The sequence below is a fragment of the Allobosea sp. RAF48 genome (assembly GCF_052114025.1).
In the GTDB taxonomy this organism is placed as follows: domain Bacteria; phylum Pseudomonadota; class Alphaproteobacteria; order Rhizobiales; family Beijerinckiaceae; genus Allobosea.
Genome location: NZ_JBFRDZ010000012.1, coordinates 1 through 20273 on the forward strand (window position 1 = coordinate 1; position 20273 = coordinate 20273).

General features: G+C 67.5%; 20 protein-coding genes and 1 riboswitch. Of the genes, 11 read left to right on the forward strand and 9 right to left on the reverse strand.

The window, feature by feature from the left end:
• Positions 1 to 741: 741 nt before the first annotated feature.
• From AB4Z10_RS19950 to AB4Z10_RS19975, 6 genes are all read left to right on the forward strand, one after another.
• Positions 742 to 1815, forward strand: coding sequence for an OmpA family protein (locus AB4Z10_RS19950; protein WP_441472132.1), 1074 nt, complete (start codon positions 742 to 744; stop codon positions 1813 to 1815).
• 111 nt (positions 1816 to 1926) lie between these two features.
• A complete protein-coding gene (locus AB4Z10_RS19955) occupies positions 1927 to 2211 on the forward strand; it encodes a hypothetical protein (protein ID WP_441472133.1) in 285 nt (94 codons plus the stop codon).
• A 44-nt stretch (positions 2212 to 2255) separates the two neighbouring features.
• A complete protein-coding gene (locus AB4Z10_RS19960) occupies positions 2256 to 2453 on the forward strand; it encodes a hypothetical protein (RefSeq protein WP_441472134.1) in 198 nt (65 codons plus the stop codon).
• A 69-nt stretch (positions 2454 to 2522) separates the two neighbouring features.
• A riboswitch (TPP riboswitch) is annotated at positions 2523 to 2627 on the forward strand.
• 79 nt (positions 2628 to 2706) lie between these two features.
• Positions 2707 to 4584, forward strand: coding sequence for a phosphomethylpyrimidine synthase ThiC (gene thiC, locus AB4Z10_RS19965; protein ID WP_441472135.1), 1878 nt, complete (start codon positions 2707 to 2709; stop codon positions 4582 to 4584).
• 5 nt (positions 4585 to 4589) lie between these two features.
• On the forward strand, positions 4590 to 5333 hold the full coding sequence (locus tag AB4Z10_RS19970; protein WP_441472136.1) for a hydroxyethylthiazole kinase: 744 nt from the start codon (positions 4590 to 4592) through the stop codon (positions 5331 to 5333).
• 104 nt (positions 5334 to 5437) lie between these two features.
• Positions 5438 to 6436, forward strand: coding sequence for a SphA family protein (locus AB4Z10_RS19975; RefSeq protein WP_441472137.1), 999 nt, complete (start codon positions 5438 to 5440; stop codon positions 6434 to 6436).
• A 106-nt stretch (positions 6437 to 6542) separates the two neighbouring features.
• On the opposite strand, the gene AB4Z10_RS19980 is transcribed toward AB4Z10_RS19975, so the two are convergent.
• Both AB4Z10_RS19980 and AB4Z10_RS19985 read right to left on the reverse strand, forming a co-directional pair.
• Positions 6543 to 7643, reverse strand: coding sequence for a linear amide C-N hydrolase (locus tag AB4Z10_RS19980; protein ID WP_441472138.1), 1101 nt, complete (start codon positions 7641 to 7643; stop codon positions 6543 to 6545).
• A 170-nt stretch (positions 7644 to 7813) separates the two neighbouring features.
• A complete protein-coding gene (locus AB4Z10_RS19985) occupies positions 7814 to 8692 on the reverse strand; it encodes a hypothetical protein (protein WP_441472139.1) in 879 nt (292 codons plus the stop codon).
• A 319-nt stretch (positions 8693 to 9011) separates the two neighbouring features.
• Here AB4Z10_RS19985 and dnaK point away from each other — a divergent pair, with 319 nt between their 5' ends.
• Positions 9012 to 10931 (forward strand): molecular chaperone DnaK, encoded by a 1920-nt coding sequence (gene dnaK, locus AB4Z10_RS19990; RefSeq protein WP_441472140.1) that lies wholly within the window; start codon positions 9012 to 9014, stop codon positions 10929 to 10931.
• 154 nt (positions 10932 to 11085) lie between these two features.
• Positions 11086 to 12219: a molecular chaperone DnaJ gene (gene dnaJ / locus AB4Z10_RS19995; RefSeq protein ID WP_441472141.1), complete on the forward strand. Its 1134-nt coding sequence runs from the start codon at positions 11086 to 11088 to the stop codon at positions 12217 to 12219.
• 65 nt (positions 12220 to 12284) lie between these two features.
• Here dnaJ and AB4Z10_RS20000 read toward each other — a convergent pair whose 3' ends face one another.
• Complete coding sequence (locus AB4Z10_RS20000) at positions 12285 to 12476, reverse strand: CsbD family protein (RefSeq protein WP_441472142.1); 192 nt, start codon at positions 12474 to 12476, stop codon at positions 12285 to 12287.
• Between the two features lie 80 nt (positions 12477 to 12556).
• Positions 12557 to 13378 (reverse strand): helix-turn-helix domain-containing protein, encoded by an 822-nt coding sequence (locus AB4Z10_RS20005; protein ID WP_441472402.1) that lies wholly within the window; start codon positions 13376 to 13378, stop codon positions 12557 to 12559.
• 131 nt (positions 13379 to 13509) lie between these two features.
• Here AB4Z10_RS20005 and AB4Z10_RS20010 point away from each other — a divergent pair, with 131 nt between their 5' ends.
• Both AB4Z10_RS20010 and AB4Z10_RS20015 read left to right on the forward strand, forming a co-directional pair.
• Complete coding sequence (locus AB4Z10_RS20010; RefSeq protein WP_441472143.1) at positions 13510 to 13944, forward strand: hypothetical protein; 435 nt, start codon at positions 13510 to 13512, stop codon at positions 13942 to 13944.
• A gap of 68 nt (positions 13945 to 14012) precedes the next feature.
• A complete protein-coding gene (locus AB4Z10_RS20015; RefSeq protein WP_441472144.1) occupies positions 14013 to 16214 on the forward strand; it encodes an esterase-like activity of phytase family protein in 2202 nt (733 codons plus the stop codon).
• Positions 16215 to 16403: 189 nt separating this feature from the next.
• Here the strand turns inward: AB4Z10_RS20015 and AB4Z10_RS20020 are convergent, their stop codons facing one another.
• Genes AB4Z10_RS20020 through AB4Z10_RS20040 form a run of 5 tightly spaced genes read right to left on the reverse strand, consistent with a single transcriptional unit; the run spans position 16404 to position 19444 of the window.
• Positions 16404 to 17204, reverse strand: coding sequence for a MetQ/NlpA family ABC transporter substrate-binding protein (locus tag AB4Z10_RS20020; RefSeq protein ID WP_441472145.1), 801 nt, complete (start codon positions 17202 to 17204; stop codon positions 16404 to 16406).
• A gap of 41 nt (positions 17205 to 17245) precedes the next feature.
• Complete coding sequence (locus tag AB4Z10_RS20025) at positions 17246 to 17911, reverse strand: methionine ABC transporter permease (protein WP_149131599.1); 666 nt, start codon at positions 17909 to 17911, stop codon at positions 17246 to 17248.
• Positions 17901 to 19007, reverse strand: coding sequence for a methionine ABC transporter ATP-binding protein (locus AB4Z10_RS20030; RefSeq protein ID WP_441472146.1), 1107 nt, complete (start codon positions 19005 to 19007; stop codon positions 17901 to 17903). Before AB4Z10_RS20030 ends, AB4Z10_RS20025 begins: the two co-directional genes overlap by 11 nt.
• Before the next feature lie 7 nt (positions 19008 to 19014).
• Positions 19015 to 19188 carry a hypothetical protein gene (locus tag AB4Z10_RS20035; protein WP_441472147.1) on the reverse strand — a complete coding sequence of 58 codons (174 nt, stop codon included), beginning with the start codon at positions 19186 to 19188 and terminating at the stop codon, positions 19015 to 19017.
• 7 nt (positions 19189 to 19195) lie between these two features.
• A complete protein-coding gene (locus AB4Z10_RS20040) occupies positions 19196 to 19444 on the reverse strand; it encodes a hypothetical protein (RefSeq protein WP_441472148.1) in 249 nt (82 codons plus the stop codon).
• Between the two features lie 417 nt (positions 19445 to 19861).
• On the opposite strand from AB4Z10_RS20040, the gene AB4Z10_RS20045 reads away from it, so the two are divergent.
• A complete protein-coding gene (locus tag AB4Z10_RS20045) occupies positions 19862 to 20239 on the forward strand; it encodes a hypothetical protein (RefSeq protein WP_441472149.1) in 378 nt (125 codons plus the stop codon).
• Positions 20240 to 20273 lie beyond the last annotated feature (34 nt).

The window sequence follows — 20273 nt, forward strand, 5'->3', positions numbered from 1 at the left end:
GCCCGGCCGACACCGCCGCGTCCGCCGGCGGAGCCCGTCATGCCGACACCGCCGCGCGCCGCACCTCAGCCGCCTGCGCCGCCCGCTGCCGCGCCCGGAGCGCAACCCGGCCTGCGCCCGCAGGCCGCTCCGCCGCCGGCTCCGGCCCAGCCCGGCTCGCCGCCTTCGGTCGTGCCGCGCGGCGGCCCGGCTGTTCCGCCCTCCGCTGCTCCGCCTCAAGCGCGTCCTCCGGCGGCTGCACCGCAGCCGGGTGTGGCTCCCTCGGCTCCCGCAGGGCAGCCTCGCCCGCCCGGGGCGCCACCTTCCGCTGCTCCCGGCACATCGGTTCAGCCCGGCGCCGGCGCGCCACCCTCCGTGGTTCCGCGCGGAGGGCCGGCCGTCCCTCCGTCGGCTGCTCCGTTCCAGCGCCCGCCGGGCGCAGCGCCRCAGCCTGGCACGGCTCCCACGGTCCCGGCCGGGCAGCCGCGCCCGGCGACGCCGCCTGCTGTTGCTCCCGGCGTTCCGGCTCAGCCGGGCGCCGCAGTTCCGGTACCGCCGGCCGGCGCAGCTCCGGCGCAGCCGCTGCGCCCGGCAACGCCTCCGGCCGCGGCTCCCGTCGTCCCAGCCCCGGCGCAACCCGGCGCTGCCTCTCCGCCTTCGCCCCCGCCCCCTGCCACGCCGCCTGCAGGAGCGGTGCCCGCTCAGCCCGGTCGCCCCGCTCCGGGCGCGCCTCCCGCCGCGGTTCCTGGCGCCTCGGCGCCGGTGCAACCCGGTGTCGCACCGACCCAGCCCGGCATGGCGCCGGCGCAGCCGCCGGCCGGCGGCGTCTTCCCCACTCAGCCGCCACAGCGCGAAGGCCGTCGCGGCGGAATCTCGCCGGGTGTGGCCGGGGCGATCGGTCTCGGGGTCGGCGCGATCGGCGGCATCATGGCCGTTCAGGGAGCGCAGCGCTTCGACGATATCCGGGCGCGGCGCGAGGAACGGCGCGAAGGTGATGTCACCGTCATCCGCGAGCCTGGCCGCACCATCATCCGCGACGACGATGGACGCGCCATCATCCGCCGCGACGAGGACCAGCGCTTCCGCGATCTCGGCTGGCAAGGCCGCTCCGAGCGCCGCGACGGCGAGATGCGGACCGTGTTCGAGCGTCCCGACGGCACGCGTATCGTCACCGTCACCGATGAGGAGGGCCGCCTGATCCGCCGTATCCGCATCGATCGCGACGACCGTGAGGTGGTGATCATCGACAACACCTTGCGTGACCGTCCCGGGCGCTTCGCCGATGATGTCGTCGTGCTGCCGCCGCCGCCGCTGCCGATCCCCCGCGAGCGCTATATCGTCGATGCCGACCAGGCCGACGAGGCACTGATCTACGAGACGATCATGGCGCCGCCGATCGCCGCGATCCCGCGCCGCTACACGCTCGACGAGGTCCGCTACTCGCCGGATCTGCGTGCCCGCATGCGCAGCGTCGATATCGATACGATCAACTTCGACACCGGTTCCTGGCAGGTTTCGCCGGACCAGGGTCAGCGTCTGGCCGTGATCGCGGATTCGGTCCGGCGGGCCCTGCAGAGCTCGCCGAACGAGGTCTTCCTCGTCGAGGGGCATACCGATGCCGTCGGCTCCGATGTCGACAATCTCTCGCTCTCGGATCGCCGGGCCCAGTCGGTCGCCGAGATCCTGACGCGCGACTTCCAGATCCCGCCTGAAAACCTGACCACCCAGGGCTATGGCGAGCAGTATCTGAAGGTTCAGACCCAGGACGCCGCGCGCGAGAATCGGCGCGTGACGCTGCGGCGCATCACGCCGCTGCTGACCGGTCAGAACCGCTGATCCCGCACGGGGCTGCTCCATGGGCAGCCCCGTTCTTTGCGGCGCGCGAGGAACCCCCGCACGCCCGTGGCGGTTCCTCTTCCGCAGGGAGAGCCGATGGGAGATGCAGCCATGAAGATGTCCGCTCTGGCGATGGCAGGCCTGATGCTCGCGGGTTACTTCGCGCCGTTTCCGGCATCGGCTCAGAATGTTCCTCCCGCCGTGAAACAGCGTGCTCCTGGCGTGCCGGTGAGGCCCCGGGCAGATGGGGCCGTGCGGCCGCCGGCCGGCGAACGGGCCGCGCCGCCGCGCGCCGACAGGCGTGAACAGCGCGATGACGGAGCACAGGCTGGCCCGCCGCAGCCCGGTCGCGACCTGCCGATGCCGCGTGCGGTGCCGTCGATCATCAGGCCCTGAGGCCGTTCAGGATTTGGCAAGGCGGGCGCATTAGCGTCGCCGGCATGAGCGACGCCGTCTCCCTTGCCCGCAGCATCGTCACGATGCAGGCCGCCTCGACGCAGCAGGCGCTGTCCGCCGAGATGATCAAACAGAACGCGCAGGCCGATCATAGCCTCGTCACCATGCTCCAGCAGAGCGTCGACCAGAGCAAGGCGATGCTCCCGGCCGGGCAGGGCGCCCTTGTCGACCGCTCCGCCTGAAGAATTCCCGCCTTCTGATCGTCTGCCGCATCACCCGTTGCCAAGCGGCCTCGCAGCGCCTAACCTCCGTACCGTTCCGAGGGGTGCCCGCAAGGGCTGAGATGGCTTCCGAAGCCGAACCCGTCGAACCTGATCCGGGTCATACCGGCGGAGGGACTGGAACGCGATCGCAGGGCGCAAAGCCTTGCCCGCAGACAGCGACTGAACCGCTTCGACGCCGGATCTCCTGACCTGTACCAAGGAGGAGATCCCCATGAATGCCCATATCAAACCCCAGAAGAACAGCGTCAAAACCGCGCCGCAAAGCGTGACGACCGGCCCGATCATCGGCTCGCGCAAGATTTATGTCGCAGCCCCCGAACATCCCGAAATGCGCGTGCCGTTCCGCGAGGTCGTGCTGACCACCGATGCCGAGCCGCCGGTGCGCATCTATGATCCCTCCGGCCCCTATACCGAGACCGAGGCGAAAATCGACCTCAACGCCGGGCTGACGCAGCCGCGCCGGGCCTGGCTCGATGCCCGCGGCTTCCAGACCGTGCCCGGCCGGGCCGTCACCGCTGCCGACAACGGCCATATCAGCGAAGCGCAGCTCGTGCCCGCCTGCCCGGCGCAGCGCCCGATCCTCGAGGCGAAGCCGGGCCAGATGACGACGCAGTACGAGTTCGCGAAGGCGGGCATCATCACGCCCGAGATGATCTATGTCGCCCATCGCGAGAATCTCGGTCGTGCCGCCATGCTGGAAGGCGCGCGGGAGCGGCATGCCGATGGCGAGAGCTTCGGTGCCAGCGTGCCGGAATTCGTGACGCCCGAATTCGTCCGCGACGAGATCGCCCGCGGGCGCGCGATCATCCCGGCCAACATCAACCACCCCGAGCTGGAGCCGATGGCGATCGGCCGCAACTTCCTGGTCAAGATCAACGCCAATATCGGCAACTCCGCCGTCACCTCCGGCGCGGCCGAGGAGGTCGAGAAGCTGGTCTGGGCGATCCGCTGGGGCGCCGACACGGTGATGGACCTCTCCACCGGCCGCAACATCCACAACATCCGCTCCTGGATCCTGCGCAATTCGCCGGTGCCGATCGGCACCGTGCCGATCTATCAGGCGTTGGAGAAGGTCGGCGGCGATCCGATCAAGCTCGATTGGGAGGTGTTCAAGGACACGCTGATCGAGCAGGCCGAGCAGGGCGTCGACTATTTCACCATCCATGCCGGCGTGCGGCTTCCTTACGTCCCGCTGACCGCCAACCGCGTCACCGGCATCGTCTCGCGCGGCGGCTCGATCATGGCGCGCTGGTGCCTGGCGCATCACCGCGAGAGCTTCCTCTACGAGCGCTTCGACGAGATCTGCGAGATCATGCGCAAATATGACGTCTCGTTCTCGCTCGGCGACGGCCTGCGCCCCGGCTCGATCGCCGACGCCAACGACCGGGCTCAGTTCGCAGAACTCGAGACGCTCGGCGAGCTGACCAAGGTCGCCTGGGACAAGGGCTGCCAGGTGATGATCGAGGGCCCCGGCCATGTGCCGATGCACAAGATCAAGGAGAACATGGACAAGCAGCTGCGCGAATGCGGCGAGGCGCCGTTCTACACGCTCGGACCGCTGACCACCGACATCGCGCCGGGCTATGACCACATCACCTCCGGCATCGGGGCTGCGATGATCGGCTGGTATGGCTGCGCCATGCTCTGCTACGTCACGCCGAAGGAGCATCTCGGGCTGCCGAACCGCGACGACGTCAAGACCGGCGTCATCACCTATCGGATCGCGGCCCATGCCGCCGACCTCGCCAAGGGCCATCCGGCGGCGAAGATCCGGGACGACGCGGTCTCCCGTGCCCGTTTCGACTTCCGCTGGGAGGACCAGTTCAACCTCGCGCTCGACCCCGACACGGCGCGCGAGTTCCATGACGAGACCCTGCCGAAGGACGCCCACAAGGTCGCCCATTTCTGCTCGATGTGCGGGCCGAAATTCTGCTCGATGAAGATCACGCAGGATCTGCGCGCCGAGGTGCAGGCGATGGGTGAAAACGAACGCAAGGCACTGGAGGCTTTGGCCGACGAAGGCATGGCCGCCAAGTCGAAGGAATTCCTCGACAAGGGCGGCAGCATCTATCTACCTGCGGCCGAATGAGCGGTATGAACGACAGCCTCGACGCGGCCCAGGTCGCGTCGATCCTCGCGCGGGTGGCCGAGCGCCGCCCGCGCGTCCATTGCCTGACCAATACGGTGGCGCAGAACGTCACCGCCAACATGCTGCTCGCCTTCGGAGCCGTGCCCTCGATGGCTGGTCATCCCGAGGAGGTTGCGGCTGTTGCAGCCGGTGCCGGCGCGATCCTGATCAATCTCGGGACGATCAGTCCGGAGGGCGAGCGCGCCATCCCGAAGCTCCTTGCTGCGGCGCGGGACGGCGGCATCCCGCTCGTGCTCGACCCTGTCTTCGTCGAGCTGTCGCCACTCCGGTTGAAGCTGGCCGGGGAGGTGTTGCGGCTACCGGGCGTCGTCGTGCGCGGCAATGCGGTCGAGATGGCGGCGTTGGCCGGACTGCTTGAACAGTCCTCCGGGGTCACGCGCGCGACGACAGGGGCTGTCGACATGATCGACGGGCCTTCCGGAAAGCTCTCTGTTGCCTTCGGGCATCCGCTGATGAGCCGCGTGACCGGGCTCGGCTGCGCTTCGAGCGCGCTGGCCGCAGCCTGTCTTGCGGTCGAACCAGACCCGGTGATCGCGGCCGGAGCCGCGCTGACGGCCTATGGCATTGCGGGCGAAATCGCGGCCGAGCGCTGCCATGGCCCTGGCAGCTTCGCGGTCGAGCTGATCGATGCGGTTGCGACGCTGGATGAGCGATCGCTGCAAGCCCGAATGGCGCGCGCCCGACGCTAGTGGGACAAGGCCGATTGGGGATTCACCGCCGCCCGCAAGCGCTCTAGGCTCGCCCAGCTGATTCGCCCGGCTGGCGGCGACCGCGCCGGGGGGCGATAGACGACATGATGACTAACCAAGCCTGCGAATCGCGCCGGCCAGTCCGGTTCGGCGTGATGGCGCTCGGCCTTGTTGCCGGTGTTTTCGGGGCTCAGGGAGATGCGCGCGCGGCCGAGAACGGCACGGGCTTCTACCTGCTTGGCGGTCGCGGCCCGATGGCGGGTTACCTGCCGCCGCCCGGGGTCTATTTCGAGAGTGATACCTATAGCTACGACGCGAAGCTCGATGCCCGGAAGTCCCTGCCTTCCGGCGGCCGCTTCGTCGCCGATGTGCGCAGCCAGGCACGGGCCGATTTCCTGAGCGGCACGTGGGTGACTCCCTGGGAGATCGCCGGCGGCAATCTCGCGTTTGGAGCCACCCTGCCTGTCGGCCGCGTCAGGGTCGGGGCCGGTGTCGAATACGATTCGCCACGAACGAACCGCCTGATCGGCTCCAATGTGCGCGACAATGCGACGATGGTCGGCGATCCCGTGTTCTCGACGATGCTCGGCTGGCATGCCGGCAAGTTCCATTGGAACGCGACCGTCATGGTGAACGCACCGGCGGGCGAGTACCGCAACGGCGAACTCGCCAATCTTGCCTTCCACCGCTGGGCAACGGACCTGTCCGGTGCCCTCACCTGGTTCGATCCGGAAACCGGTGTCGATCTGTCCGGTGTCGCCGGCGTGACGTTCAACGGCACCAATCCGGCCACTGATTACCGGACGGGCACCGAGTTCCACCTGGAATGGGCCGCCTCGAAGGCGTTGACCAGCGCGCTTTCCGCCGGCGTGATCGGCTATCACTATCAGCAGGTCACCGGCGATAGCGGGTCCGGCGCACAGCTCGGTCCCTACAAGGGGCGCGTGACGGCGCTCGGCGGCACGCTCGCCTACAATTTCACGGTCGGAAAGACGCCGATATCGACTCGCATCAAGGTCCTGCGCGAGTTTGCCGTCGAGAACCGCGCGCGTGGAACCGTCGGCCTGCTTACGGTCTCGCTGCCGCTGACGGTCTCGCCCTGACGACGGGGCCGATCGGGCGCGGGCTTTGGCCCATTGGGCCGGTCGGTTGATGATCCAGGGAAGAGCCGCCCCCGATCTCACGGAGTGAGCGGGGGCGGCTTTGAGCTTACGGCTTCGCGAATTGAAGCGCCGGAGGCACCGGGTTCGGTTTGAACGGTGCAACCTGAAGTGCCTTGGCGTCGAGGTCGAAGCTGGTCAGGTCGAGCATGCGCAGGACCTGATCCTGATAGCTCTTGATGTAGTACTTCTTGGCCCGCAGATCTGCGACCGAGGTCCACTGCGTATACTCGAGCTCTCCGCCCTTCGCCGCCGAGTTGATGAAGCCGACGGGGATGTCGAAGTTGTTCATGATGTGCTCGACGAGACGCACCGCCTGCGGACCATCGGGAGCCTGCTTCGCCGAGGCGACGTAGCCGAGCGCGCGGATGAAGCGCGACGGCGGCGTCGGATCACCGGGGATGCCGAGCAGTCCGGACCCCTGTCCGAAGGGTTCGAACGTCGTGCCGCCGATCTTGAGCGGATCGGCCGAGACCGGCGAAATCTTGACGTAGTTGCGGATATTGTTGAGGTGCCAGTCGAAGGTCGGAGAATTCGTCAGCACGCCGAGCGGATTGTCATAGACTTTCAGCTTGCCGTCCACGGGCTCGATCACGATCGAGGCGCCTGTCGCATCGTGAATCGGGAAGTGGAACGGTAGTGTGAAATTCACGATCGGCGCCGGAAGGTCGACGATCACGGCCTTGTTGAGGGCTTCCTTGACCTCCGCGACCGTGGCGAAGTTCGACAGGACCCAGCTCAGGAATTCCCAGGGCGCGAGCGCAGTGTTCGGATCGGCTTGCGCCACCGGCGTGTAGCCCACGAAGTCCGGGAAATACAGGGCACCGCCGGCGAGCCCCTTCTCGTTCATGCCGTCGGAGACGAAAGGCTGGCCGAAGCTCATCACGCCGACGAAAGCATAACGCGTGTTCCACTTGGGGGCCGGCATGTTGGCGGGACGGGTCCCGACGAAGGCATAGTTCCGCGGGACCACGACGACGTCGGACGGTGTCTGGAGCGCATATTCGAGGGTGCGGCCGTAAACCGGCGTGCCGTCGGCGGCGATCATCAGAATGTTCGTGCAGGCCTGGGCCGGCGCGGCGCTGGCGAGCAGGCCGGCGAGCACTGCCGCCAGACCTTTCCTTGCAAATCCCCAATCAAAAAGGCGCATTCTATTCGGTCCCCCAAAAGCAGTGTGCTCCGGCTTGTAAGCAGCCAGTCCCGGAGCAATCGTAAAGATGCGCGCTGCCTTGTGCGGCCGGCGAGGAAGCCGGAAAAGGTAGTGAACGCAGCCTTAATCGCAGGGGGCGCCGGGGGCCGCGGGAGAGGTCCGCCAGCCTTCTACTGCGTCGGCGTGAGCGAGAGCGGCGCGGGCTTTGGCGCCGGGCGCGGCTTCGGCTTGGCGGCAGGCTTGGGGTCGGCGCTGAGGCCGAGCCGGACGCGTAGCGCGGCGGCGCGTGCTTCCGTGATCCGGGCAGCACAGAAGCCCATCTGGCCCTCGCGCTGGAAATCGCGGCAGATGGTTTCGCGCTCGGAGGAGAATCCCGCCTGCTCGCGGGCGATCGAGCGCTGCTCGACGGCGTCCGACTTGGCCGTCAGGGTCCGGTAGCCCTCGCGGACGGCGCGCTCGGCGGCGCCGCGCGCCCGTTCGATCTCTTTCGCCTGCGCGGCGATCGTCCGCGCGTCCGGCCCCCACAGGCCACGCGGATCGATCCGGCATTGGGCTGCCTCGACGACGCAGGGTTCGCTCGGTTCCACGACGAGGACGGCGCCATCGAGCACATCGAAGACGATCGGGCAGATCGGCGCTTCCAGCCGGTAGCGCGGCACCCCGGCCGGGCGCCCGAGCGCCGTGACCGGGACGGGCGCATCGCCGAAGGAAACGGAGCAGGGCTCGACGAGATTGACAGGCTGGAAGCCGTCGAGGTCGAGCTTCATCCCAAAGCCGCTGGCGATTTTCGTGAAAGTCGCCTCGCCGTGATGGCCGTTCCGGTGAAGGGGCCTGCCGAGGATTCCCTCCTCGGTCGGGATCTTGATCGCAGGCATGCTCGGCGGGCGCGGCGCGGCGGGCGTGCCGGGCTGCGAGGGGGCGCCCTGCTGCGTGCCCGGCGCATTGAACGGCTGCGCGCCCGGCAATTGCAGGGGCTGCGCCTGCGCGAGCGCCGTCATTGCGGCTGAGATAGCCGCCAGAGAAAGGGCGATGCGCGTCGATCGGCTCATGGTGTCCATGCGCAAACGGAACGGCCTTCCTGCATGAAGGCAGGTGCGAGCGGGCGCAAGGGCCGCAAGGACACAGTCGCGGCGGAAAGCGCCGGTGCAGCCCAAAACCCCACAATCCCCGATTCTTAATCGGCTCGCCTGTCTTGCAAGGGTAGGAACACCCTCACTATATACGCCGCCAAGGGGCGGTTTAACCACCGTCAAACGTGGAATGCCGGTTCGTTCGCCGCTGAAGCGGGGGCGGCCCGGTCCATGGGCCGGCAGGCGGCGTGAATGCGTCGCAGGTCGGCGATCTGCTCAATCGAAAGGGATCCCATCCATGGGTAAAGTCATTGGTATCGACCTCGGCACGACCAACAGCTGCGTTGCAGTGATGGAAGGCTCGACGCCCAAGGTCATCGAGAATTCCGAGGGCGCGCGCACCACGCCCTCAATCGTCGCCATCACGGATGACGGCGAGCGCCTTGTCGGCCAGCCTGCGAAGCGCCAGGCCGTCACCAATCCGGAGCGCACTTTCTTCGCGATCAAGCGCCTCATCGGCCGCACCTACGACGACCCGATGACGCAGAAGGACCTCAAGCTGGTCCCCTACAAGATCACGAAGGCCTCGAACGGAGATGCCTGGGTGTCCGCCGACGGCAAGGATTATTCGCCGTCGCAGATCTCGGCCTTCACGCTCACCAAGATGAAGGAGACGGCGGAGGCCTATCTTGGCCAGCCCGTCACCCAGGCCGTCATCACGGTTCCCGCCTATTTCAACGACGCCCAGCGCCAGGCGACGAAGGATGCCGGCAAGATCGCCGGCCTCGAGGTGCTCAGAATCATCAACGAGCCGACGGCGGCAGCGCTCGCCTATGGCCTCGACAAGAAGCAGGCCGGCACCATCGCGGTCTATGACCTCGGCGGCGGCACCTTCGACGTCTCGATCCTCGAGATCGGCGATGGCGTGTTCGAGGTGAAGTCGACCAACGGCGACACCTTCCTCGGCGGCGAGGATTTCGACATGCGCCTGGTCGAGTACCTCGCGGACGAGTTCAAGCGCGAGCAGGGCATCGACCTGAAGAAGGACAAGCTCGCTCTCCAGCGCCTGAAGGAAGCGGCCGAGAAGGCCAAGATCGAACTATCGAGCGCCTCGCAGACCGAGATCAACCTGCCCTACATCACGGCGGATGCCTCGGGTCCGAAGCACCTCGCCATCAAGCTTTCGCGCGCCAAGTTCGAGAGCCTGGTCGACGATCTGATCCAGCGCACCATCGAGCCCTGCAAGAAGGCGCTCAAGGATGCCGGCCTCTCGGCGGGCCAGATCGACGAGGTGGTCCTCGTCGGCGGCATGACCCGCATGCCGAAGGTGCAGGAGGTCGTGAAGCAGTTCTTCGGCAAGGAGCCGCACAAGGGCGTCAACCCTGACGAAGTCGTCGCCATCGGCGCTGCGATCCAGGCCGGCGTGCTCCAGGGCGACGTCAAGGACGTGCTGCTGCTCGACGTGACCCCGCTGTCGCTCGGCATCGAGACGCTTGGCGGTGTCTTTACGCGCCTGATCGACCGCAACACCACGATCCCGACCAAGAAGAGCCAGGTCTTCTCCACCGCCGAGGACAACCAGAACGCGGTGACGATCCGGGTCTTCCAGGGCGAGCGCGAGATGGCGGCCGACAACAAGCTGCTCGGCCAGTTCGACCTGATGGGCATTCCGCCGGCCCCGCGCGGCATGCCGCAGATCGAGGTGACCTTCGACATCGACGCCAACGGCATCGTTTCGGTGACGGCGAAGGACAAGGCCACCAACAAGGAGCAGCAGATCAAGATCCAGGCTTCGGGCGGCCTCAGCGAGGCCGACATCCAGAAGATGGTGAAGGACGCCGAGGCCAATGCGGCCGAGGACAAGAAGCGCCGCGAGCTGGTCGAGGCCAAGAACCAGGGCGAGAGCCTCGTTCACTCGACCGAGAAGTCGCTGAAGGACTATGGCGACAAGGTCACCGAGGCCGACAAGTCGGCGATCGAGACCGCGGTCGAGGCGCTGAAGACCGCGCTCACCGGCGAGGACGCCGAGGCCATCCAGGCTCGCACCAACGAGCTGATGCAGGCCTCCATGAAGCTCGGCGAGGCGATGTATGCCGCCAGCCAGGCCGAGACGAATGGCGCCGCGGCCGAAGGCGAAGCGGCGGCAGACGCCAAGAAGGACGACGTCATCGACGCCGACTTCAAGGACGTCTCGGACGACAAGAAGAAGAGCGCGTAACCCGCGCCCGCCTTCCTCGGGAACGTCATGGCCGGGCTTGACCCGGCCATCTCGTTCCCGAGAAGGCGTCGCGAAGAAGGAAGCGCCTTCCTGCCGGAGATGGCCGGGTCGAGCCCGGCCATGACGCATGGGAGGCGAAGGGGCTGTTCGATCGATGTCGAAGCGCGATTACTACGAGATCCTCGGCGTCAGCCGGACCGTGACCGAAGTCGAGCTCAAGGGCTCGTTCCGCAAGCTCGCGATGCAGCATCACCCGGACAAGAATCCCGGCGACAAGGAAGCCGAGATCAAGTTCAAGGAAATCAACGAGGCCTATCAGGTCCTCTCCGACGGCCAGAAGCGCGCCGCCTATGACCGCTTCGGCCACCAGGCCTTCGAGAATGGCGGCGGCGGCCCAGGCGGCAACGCCGATTTCTCCGACTTCATGTCGGACATCTTCGATTCCTTCTTCGGCGATGCGAGGCGGGGTGGCCCACGCAGTGCCAATGGCCGCGAGCGCGGCGCCGATCTGCGCTACAATCTCGAGATCGGGCTGGAAGAGGCCTTCACCGGCAAGAACGCCTCGATCCGCGTGCCGACCTCGGTTTCCTGCGAGGCTTGCTCGGGCACCGGCGCCAAGCCCGGCTCGAAGTCGCGGCAGTGCCCGACCTGCGGCGGCCATGGCCGCGTCCGCGCCAATCAGGGCTTCTTCTCGGTCGAGCGGACTTGCCCGACCTGTTCCGGCCGCGGCGAGATCATCGACGATCCCTGCAAGAACTGCCAGGGCGCCGGCCGCGTCACGCGCGAGCGGACGCTTTCGGTCAATATTCCGGCTGGTGTCGAGGACGGCACCCGCATCCGGCTTGCCGGCGAAGGCGAGGCTGGTCTGCGCGGCGGGCCCGCGGGCGATCTCTACATCTTCCTCTCGATCAAGCCGCACGCGATCTTCCAGCGCGACGGCGCGGACCTGTTCTGCCGCGTGCCGATCGGCCTGGTGTCGGCGGCGCTCGGCGGCGAGATCGAGGTGCCGACGCTCTCGGGCGAGCAGGCGCGGGTGAAGATTCCCGAGGGTACCCAGACCGGCAAGCAGTTCCGCCTGAAGGGCAAGGGCATGAGCGTGTTGCGCTCGCGCGACGTCGGCGATCTCTACATCCAGGTCGTGGTCGAGACGCCGCAGAAGCTCACAGCGCGCCAGCGCGAGCTCCTGGAGGAGTTCGAGCGCGAGAGCTCGCACAATAACCACCCCGAGACGGCCGGCTTCTTCGGCCGGGTCAAGGATTTCCTGGGCGGGCTCGGCGGCACGGCCTGAGCCGCACGTAGGCAAACATGAAAAGGGCCGCCTTTCGGCGGCCCTTTGCTTTTGAGACCGAAGCCTCAGATCTTGTCGACGGCCTTCTTGACGGCGTCCTTGCCCTTGCCGATTGCCTGCTGGGCCTCGCCCTTCATTTCCTGGGCCTTGCCCTCGGCCTGGAGGTCGGGCTTGTCGAGCGCCTTGCCGGCGGCCTGCTTGACGTTGCCGGCGGCCTCGTTGGCCATGCCCTTGATCTTGTCGGTCGTGCTGCCCATAGCGAAGCTCCTTCTGGTCCTGGTGCGACATCCGTCGCGTCGCATAAGGAACGGAGCCTGGGCGGAAAGGTTCCGGGCGATCACGCCGTTCCGCTGCCGTTCGCCGCGAGCGCCCGCAGCGCCTCGGCCGTTTCGGCGTCGGCTGGGAAGAAGGTTTCCAGGGCGAGTTCGGACAGCGTGATGTCGACCGGGGTGCCGAACACCGTCGTCGTCGAGATCAGCGACAGCACTACATCCCCGAGCCGCAACTGCATCGGCACGACGATACCGGCTTCCATCTCGGCATCATGGCGCGCCTTCTTCGCCTCGGCCGGATAGGGGTATTCCGAAAGCTCGTTCAGCAGGGCGCCCAGAGTGCCATCCGCCGTCGCCCGCACCTGCTGGCGCAGCCGGGCGAGCAGATGGGCCCGCCATTCGCCGAGATTGGCGATGAACGGAGCGAGCCCGTCCGGATGCAGCGACAGGCGCAGCACATTCACCGGCGGCCGCAGCAACTCGGCGTCGGCGACGAGGCCGAGCAGCCGGGTCACCGCACCATTGGCGGCGAGCAGCGTCCAGTGCCGGTCGACCGCGAGCGCCGGATAGGGCTCGTGCCCCCTGAGGATGAGGTCGATCGCGCCCTTCGCCGCCTTCAGCGACGGGTCTTCCAGCGAGCGCGCCAGATAGATCGGCGCATAGCCCGCGGCGAACAGCAGCGCATTGCGCTCGCGCAGCGGCACGGCCAGATGCTCGGCGAGCAGCAGCACCATCTCCCGGCTCGGGCGCGAGCGGCCGCTTTCGATGAAGCTCAGATGCTTCTGAGAGATCTCGGCTTCGAGCGCGAGGTCGAGCTGGCTGAAGCGGCGAAGCTGGCGCCAGTCACGGAGCAGGGCGCCGATGGATGGGGCGTGATGCGTGTTCATGGCAGCCAAGCTAGCGATCCCCGCCGGCCGTTCCAATTACCTCCCGCTTAATCGACGCCTCTCCCAGAAAGCGGCAGCATCTCCGGCATCGACAACGGGCTGACCGCCCGGCAAGCCGCAAGGAGAATGTCATGTCGCTCATCCAGTCCTCGCCTCTGCTGCGTAACGCTCTTGCGCTCGATGCCGCCGCCTGTGCCGGCATGGGCCTCCTGCTCGCCACCGCCGCCGGTCCGCTCGCCGGTCCGCTCGGCCTGCCGGAAGGTTTCCTGCTCGGCGCGGGGGCCGTGCTGCTGCCTTGCGCGGTGCTGCTGGGCTTCCTCGCCAGCCGCAGGCTCCTGCCGCGCCTCGCCGTCTATGCGATCATCGGCGTCAACCTGCTCTGGATTGTCGAGAGCATCGCGATCCTGTTGCTCGGCTGGTTCGCGCCGACCGGGCTCGGCATCGCTTTCGTGCTCGCCCAGGCTGTGGCCGTCGCCGTCGTCACCGAGCTGGAGATGATCGGTTTCCGGCGCTCGCCGGTGCAGGCCGAAGCCCTGCTGGGCATGGATGGCGCGGGCCTGCGCTGAGATTGTCACGCGGCTGTCGCATGGGCTCTCTAGCCGCGGATATCCTTTTCCGTCAGCGGGTCTGTTCCATGCGCCAGCCTCTCGTCCTCGCGGCTCTCGCCTCCCTGCTCCTCGCCGGCACCGCCGGCGCGGAGCCGCTGTTCAACCGCATCGCCACCTTCTCGGTGCCGCAGAACCTGCCGACCGACCGCGATCCCGCCAAGAAGACCGTCTCCGAGATCATCGCGGCTAGCGAGGACGGTATGCTGCTCGCCTATACCGATGCCGAGCAAAAGGCGCTCGGCATCATCGACATCGCCGATCCGGCCAACCCGAAGCCCGCGGGCTTCGTGCCGCTTGAAGGCGAGTCCACGTCCGTGACGATCCTCGGTGACAAGGCCTTCGTCGCCGTCGTCACCTCCGGCGACAATTTCAAGGAGCCGGCCGGCCATCTCGCCACCGTCGACCTCAAGACCAAACAGGTCGTGGCGAAATGCGATCTCGGTGGCCAGCCCGACTCGGTGACGCTCACCAAGGACAAGAGCAGGATCGCCATCGCGATCGAGAACGAGCGCGACGAGAAGCTCAACAAGGGCGCCCTGCCGCAACTCCCCGCCGGCAACCTGACCCTGATCGGCATCAAGGATGGCGCCATCGACTGCGCCACCCGCCAGGTCGTCGATCTGACCGGCCTCGCCACCGTCGAGCCGACCGATCCGGAGCCGGAATTCGTCGACGTCAATCAGGACGGACTCGTCGTGGTGACGCTGCAGGAGAACAACCACCTCATCATCGTCGATTCGAAGACCGGCAAGGTGGTGACCCATTTCTCGGCCGGCTCGGTCGATCTGAAGAACATCGACAAGACCCGCGACGGCAAGATCAGCCCGACAGAGGAGCTGAAGGGCGTCGCGCGTGAGCCCGACGCCGTGCGCTGGATCGACAATGACCGCTTCGTCACCGCCAATGAGGGCGACTGGAAGGGCGGCTCACGCGGCTTCACGATCTTTCGGAAGGATGGGACGGTCGAGTTCGATTCCGGCTCGGATGTCGACCACCTCGCCATGCGGCTCGGCCATTATCCCGAGAAGCGCTCCGCCGCCAAGGGCAGCGAGCCCGAGGGCATCGAGGTCGCGACCTACGGCAATGACCGGCTGATCTTCGTCGGGCTGGAGCGCGCCTCGCTGGTGCTGGTCTACAAGGACGAGGGTGCCGGCAAGGCGCCGCGCTTCCTGCAGGCGCTGCCGACCGGCATCGGCCCGGAGGGACTGCTTGCAATCCCGCAGCGCGACCTTTTCGTTTCCGCCTCGGAAACCGATGCCGGCGAGAAGGGCGGGGCGCGTTCGGCCGTGATGATCTATCGCCGCTCCGAGCAGGCGGCTATCTACCCGACCATCCAGTCCGAGGACGAGAACGGCCTGCCGATCGGCTGGGGCGCGCTCTCCGGTCTGGCCGCCGATCGGACCGCGCCAGGCAAGCTCTTCTCGATCACCGACAGCGCCTATGCGCCCTCGCGCATCCTTCAGATCGACGCGACGCAGAAGCCGGCCCGCATCACCGGCGCGATCACCGTGACCAAGGACGGCAAGCCCGCCTCCTACGATCTCGAAGGCATCGCGACGCGCGAGGGCGGCGGCTTCTGGCTGGCTTCCGAGGGCAATCCCGAGAAGAAGGACGCACCGCTCGCCGATATCCTGCTGCGCGTCTCGGCCAAGGGCGAGGTTGAGGAGGAGATCGTCCTGCCGGAAGCTCTGGCGAAGCATGCGGTCCGCTTCGGCTTCGAGGGCGTGGCTGTGACAGGCACGGGCGCCGACGAGACGGTCTCGCTTGCCGTGCAGCGCGAGTGGAAGGACGACCCCAAGGGCAGGACCAAGATCCTCTCCTACAAGCCGGCGACCAAGGAATGGGGTGTACTGCACTATCCGCTGTCCCAGCCGGCTGCCGGCTTCTGGATGGGCCTCTCCGAGCTGGTTGCCCTTGGCGATGATCGCTTCGCCGTGATCGAGCGCGACAACGGCTTCGGCGCCAAGGCTGTGAAGACGCTCCAGACCTTCTCGATGAAGGGCCTGAAGCCCGCCGCGATCGGCGCGGCGGAAATCCCGACCGTCGAGAAGACCCTGCTGCGCGACCTGACGCCCGATCTGATGAAGGCCGGCGGCTACGGCCTCGACAAGGTCGAGGGCATGGCGGTCGACAAGGCCGGGCACCTCTTCGTCGTCACCGACAATGACGGCGTCGACGACTCTTCCGGCGAGACCCAGTTCTTCGCCTTCGGCAAGATCGGCAACTGACGAACCGCCCGCGTCATTCTCGGGCGAAGCGAAGCGCAGACGCGAGAATCTCATGACCAGAGCACGCTGGTTTCCGAGATGGTCGGGTCAAGCCCGGCCATGACGCGATAAAAAGAAAAGCCCCGGATGCGGTGCATCCGGGGCAAGGCGCCTGGCCATATGACTGGAGAGCCAGGTGGGAGGAAATGGTCACCAGCCGGCGAGGACGGCGCCCTTGTAGCGCTCGGCGATGAAGCTCTTGATCTCCGGGCTGTGATAGACATCCACCAGCGTCTTGACCCAGGGCTTGTCCTTGTCGGCGGCACGGACCACGATCAGGTTGACATAGGGGCCCTTGGCGTCCTCGCGCAGGATGGCGGAGGCCGGGTCGATCTTGGCGTCGACAGCGTAGTTGGTGTTGATCGCCGCGGCGGCGACATCGGCCAGCGAGCGCGGCGTCTGGGCGGCCTCGAGCTCGATGATCTTGAACTTCTTCGGGTTGGCGGTGATGTCGGCGACGGTCGGCTTGAAGCCGACGCCGTCCTTGAGCTTGATTACGCCCTTGTCCTGCAGCAGCAGCAGCACGCGCCCGCCATTGGTCGGGTCGTTCGGGATGGCGATGGTGGCGCCGTCCGGAATCTCGGCCCAGCTCTTGTACTTCGACGAGTAGATGCCGATCGGGAAGTTCACGGTGAGGCCGGCCTTGACGATCTTGTAGCCGCGGTCCTTCACCTGGTTGTCGAGATAGGGCTCGTGCTGGAAGGAGTTGGCCTCCAGCTCGCCGGCATCGAGCGCCTGATTGGGCACGACATAGTCGGAAAACTCGGTGATCTTGAGATCCAGGCCCTTCTGCGCCGCGAGCGGCTTCACCTTCTCGAGGATCTCGGCATGCGGGCCGGGCGTCGCGCCGATGCGGATCACCTGGTTCTGCTGGGCGAAGGCCGGGCCGGCGGCGAGCGCCAGGGAGAAGCCGGCGACGAGAGCGGCGCGGCGGCTGAAAGAGGTCGTCATGATAGTGGTTTCCTTCGATGTGAAGCAGAAGAAATGACGGGTCAGGCGTGGCGCAGGCGCTTGTTGAGGCGGCGCGCGAGGCGGTCGCCGAAGCTCTGCACGAGCTGGACGAGGACGATGAGCACGGCGACGACGGTCGCCATCACGTCGGGCATGAAACGCTGGTAGCCGTAGCGGATGCCGAGGTCGCCGAGTCCGCCACCGCCGACCGCGCCGACCATGGCCGAGAAGCCGATCAGGCTGACCACGGCGAGGGTGAGGCCGAGCACGATGGCAGGCAGCGCCTCGGGTACCAGCACCTTGCGGACGATCTGGACGGGCGTGGCGCCCATGGCGCGCGCGGCCTCGACCAGCCCCTGGTCGACCTCGCGCACCGCGCCTTCGATCAGACGGGCGATGAAGGGCGTCGCTGCGACGGTCAGCGGCACGATGGCGGCTGCGGTGCCGATCGAGGTGCCGGCGAGCAGCCGGGTGAAGGGGATGATCGCGACGACGAGGATGATGAAGGGCGTCGAGCGGGTAGCGTTGACCAGCACGCCGAGCAGGGCGTTGGCCGCGGGCGCCGCAAAAAGCTCGCCGCGCTTGCTGGTGGCCAGGAAGACGCCGAGCGGCAGCCCCAGCAGCGTGCCGATGCCGGCCGAGACGGCCACCATGGCGAGTGTGTCCAGCGTCGACTGCCAGATCAGGCGGATGAGTTCAGGAGACATGGCCGATGACCTCCGCCTTGAGTCCGAGGCCCTTCAGCGCGCCGAGCACGGCGTCGCTTTCCGGCGCGCGCGAGGGCACGCTGACGAGCAGGCTGCCGAAGGGCTGGCCTGCGATGGCGTCGATCCGCCCGGCCAGGATGTTGACGTCGACGCCTACGACCGCGCTCAGCCGGCTGATCACCGGGGCGGTGGCGTTCTCGCCGATGAAGGTGATGCGCAGCACCAGGTTGTCGCCCGGGCGAGCCTGCGTGCGGATGCGGCCGGCGAGATGCTCGGGCACCTCGACGCCGGTCACCGCCTCGACGAAGCGTGCCGTCGTCGGGTGCTGCGGGTTGGTGAAGACGGAGAAGGTTTCGCCCTGCTCGACAATGCGCCCGTCCTCGATCACCGCGACACGGTCGCAGATCTCCTTGATGACGGGGATCTCGTGGGTGATCAGCAGGATGGTGATGCCGAGCTCGCGATTGACCTGCTTCAGCAACGCCAGGATCGAACGGGTCGTCTCCGGGTCGAGCGCCGAGGTCGCCTCGTCGCAGAGCAGTACCTTGGGATCGGTGGCGAGCGCGCGGGCGATGCCGACGCGCTGTTTCTGCCCGCCCGAGAGTTCCGCCGGATAACGCGCGGTCTTGTCGGCGAGGCCGACGAGCTTGAGCAGCCGCTCGACCTTCGCGGTGATCTCGGCGCGCGGCGTGCCGGCGATCTCCAGTGGTAGCGCGACGTTGTCGAAGACCGTGCGCGAGGACAGCAGGTTGAAGTGCTGGAAGATCATGCCGATGCGGCGGCGCTGCGCGCGCCAGCCCGCCTCGGTGAGGTTCGTGACCTCCTTGCCCTCGATCAGGATGCGGCCCGCCGTGGCGCGCTCCAGCCCGTTGACGAGGCGGATCAGCGTCGACTTGCCGGCGCCGGAGCGACCGATCACGCCGAGGATGCTGCCGGCGGGCACGTCGAGATCGATGCCGGCGAGCGCGCTCACGGCCTGCTGGCCGCTGCGCGCCGCAAAGGTCTTGCCGACCTGCTCGAAGCGGATGGCTGGCTCTGCAATGGCGATGGGCAAGGCGCCGGCGCTCAACGCGCCGGGGCTGACGGGGGCGTTCATCATGTCCTCAGAAATGGGTGTGGCAGGACCAGTGGGCGATGCCGAGCTGCTCGATGGTCAGGTCGTGGATCGAGCGGCGCCGGTCGTCCGCGCTTGTCGCGTCGAGCGGGTCGAAGGCCGCTGGCACGGCCCGGTTGAACCAGGCTGCGGCGGCGTTCCAGAGGGATGACAGGATTTGCATCACTGCCTCACGAGGCCAGCCGCAGCGGGCCGTGGCGGCGCGGCCGGGCAAGCCGGCGCGCGGCGTTCTCTGCCGCGCCGGGCGTGGCGAAGCGTTGCCCGTCCAGGGCCCGGAAAGCCGAGGAGGCGGCGATGAAGGTGAAGTCGCGCTCGTCGGTGCGGCGGCTGACGAGGCCGACCTGATCCTCGCCGATTTCGATGACATAGGCTTGCAGTGCCGGGCGGGGCCGGCTGGAGGCGGAATGAAGCGGGGACATGGCTCTGCCTTTCGCCGCATCTTGCGGCGTGTTCGTCGAAACGATCGGATGGAAACGGCCTTGCGGCCCTTGCGATCTCAGCGTCGACAGCAGCAGAGGGTCGGGCGGAAGCGGATCGGGCTTCGGCTTGCTTTGGCAACGGCCATGTCAGTCTCCTCAATCTGGAGCCCACGACCCGGTCGTGGCGCTTTAGCGTTTGGTGACGCGGCGCAAGCTGCTCGCTCAAATCTCCGCGGTGCCCGGATCGCTCCGGGAACGTTCGCAATCTGGCGGGGATCGTCCTCTTTGTCAACCGGTCCGTTCTTTTAAAGAAACTATACGTCGGAGAATAATATTCTCCAGACGCTCTTTGCGCTCCGCCAATGATGCGGCAATGCGCGGCTTGACGAAGCCGGGGAAGCGGCGCCATCTGCCGCCATGCAGGCTCGCGCCGCCCTTCTCGATCGCCTTCGCCGCTCCGGGCTCGGAGCTTGGCTGGCGACAGCCTATGCGCTTTGCGTGCTGGCCTTGGCGCTTGCGCCGGCTCCGGCCCTGGCGGCCTTCACGGCAAGGGACGGCGCCATCCTCTGCTCCGGCGCCCCGGTGCCCGAGGAAGGTGCGCCGGCCCCGGCCAGCGATCTCGCCCATTGCAAGGGCTGTCCGCTCAATCCTGTCCTCGCCGGCGCTCCGGTGGAGGATACGCCCGCGCCGGTGCGGTTGGCCGTCCGCCTGGCCTCGCCTATGTCGCTCGCCGCGGGGCTGCCGCATCGGTTCGCAACCGGGCTCGCGCGGTCGCGCGCTCCGCCGGCCGGCTGAAACCTCCGCCTGTCCATTCACATCGAATTCCGGC

Excerpts from the sequence above, each read along its gene's own strand:
- AB4Z10_RS20000 (WP_441472142.1), bottom strand. The coding sequence starts at position 12,476 with ATGGGCAGCACGACCGACAAGATCAAGGGCATGGCCAACGAGGCCGCC.
- dnaJ (WP_441472141.1), top strand. The coding sequence starts at position 11,086 with ATGTCGAAGCGCGATTACTACGAGATCCTCGGCGTCAGCCGGACCGTG.
- AB4Z10_RS20015 (WP_441472144.1), top strand. The coding sequence starts at position 14,013 with ATGCGCCAGCCTCTCGTCCTCGCGGCTCTCGCCTCCCTGCTCCTCGCC.
- AB4Z10_RS19975 (WP_441472137.1), top strand. The coding sequence starts at position 5,438 with ATGATGACTAACCAAGCCTGCGAATCGCGCCGGCCAGTCCGGTTCGGC.
- AB4Z10_RS20005 (WP_441472402.1), bottom strand. The coding sequence starts at position 13,378 with ATGAACACGCATCACGCCCCATCCATCGGCGCCCTGCTCCGTGACTGG.
- AB4Z10_RS19955 (WP_441472133.1), top strand. The coding sequence starts at position 1,927 with ATGAAGATGTCCGCTCTGGCGATGGCAGGCCTGATGCTCGCGGGTTAC.
- AB4Z10_RS19980 (WP_441472138.1), bottom strand. The coding sequence starts at position 7,643 with ATGCGCCTTTTTGATTGGGGATTTGCAAGGAAAGGTCTGGCGGCAGTG.
- AB4Z10_RS19960 (WP_441472134.1), top strand. The coding sequence starts at position 2,256 with ATGAGCGACGCCGTCTCCCTTGCCCGCAGCATCGTCACGATGCAGGCC.
- AB4Z10_RS20035 (WP_441472147.1), bottom strand. The coding sequence starts at position 19,188 with ATGCAAATCCTGTCATCCCTCTGGAACGCCGCCGCAGCCTGGTTCAAC.
- AB4Z10_RS20040 (WP_441472148.1), bottom strand. The coding sequence starts at position 19,444 with ATGTCCCCGCTTCATTCCGCCTCCAGCCGGCCCCGCCCGGCACTGCAA.
- AB4Z10_RS19985 (WP_441472139.1), bottom strand. The coding sequence starts at position 8,692 with ATGAGCCGATCGACGCGCATCGCCCTTTCTCTGGCGGCTATCTCAGCC.
- AB4Z10_RS20030 (WP_441472146.1), bottom strand. The coding sequence starts at position 19,007 with ATGAACGCCCCCGTCAGCCCCGGCGCGTTGAGCGCCGGCGCCTTGCCC.
- dnaK (WP_441472140.1), top strand. The coding sequence starts at position 9,012 with ATGGGTAAAGTCATTGGTATCGACCTCGGCACGACCAACAGCTGCGTT.
- AB4Z10_RS20045 (WP_441472149.1), top strand. The coding sequence starts at position 19,862 with ATGCAGGCTCGCGCCGCCCTTCTCGATCGCCTTCGCCGCTCCGGGCTC.
- AB4Z10_RS20025 (WP_149131599.1), bottom strand. The coding sequence starts at position 17,911 with ATGTCTCCTGAACTCATCCGCCTGATCTGGCAGTCGACGCTGGACACA.
- thiC (WP_441472135.1), top strand. The coding sequence starts at position 2,707 with ATGAATGCCCATATCAAACCCCAGAAGAACAGCGTCAAAACCGCGCCG.
- AB4Z10_RS19970 (WP_441472136.1), top strand. The coding sequence starts at position 4,590 with ATGAACGACAGCCTCGACGCGGCCCAGGTCGCGTCGATCCTCGCGCGG.
- AB4Z10_RS20020 (WP_441472145.1), bottom strand. The coding sequence starts at position 17,204 with ATGACGACCTCTTTCAGCCGCCGCGCCGCTCTCGTCGCCGGCTTCTCC.
- AB4Z10_RS20010 (WP_441472143.1), top strand. The coding sequence starts at position 13,510 with ATGTCGCTCATCCAGTCCTCGCCTCTGCTGCGTAACGCTCTTGCGCTC.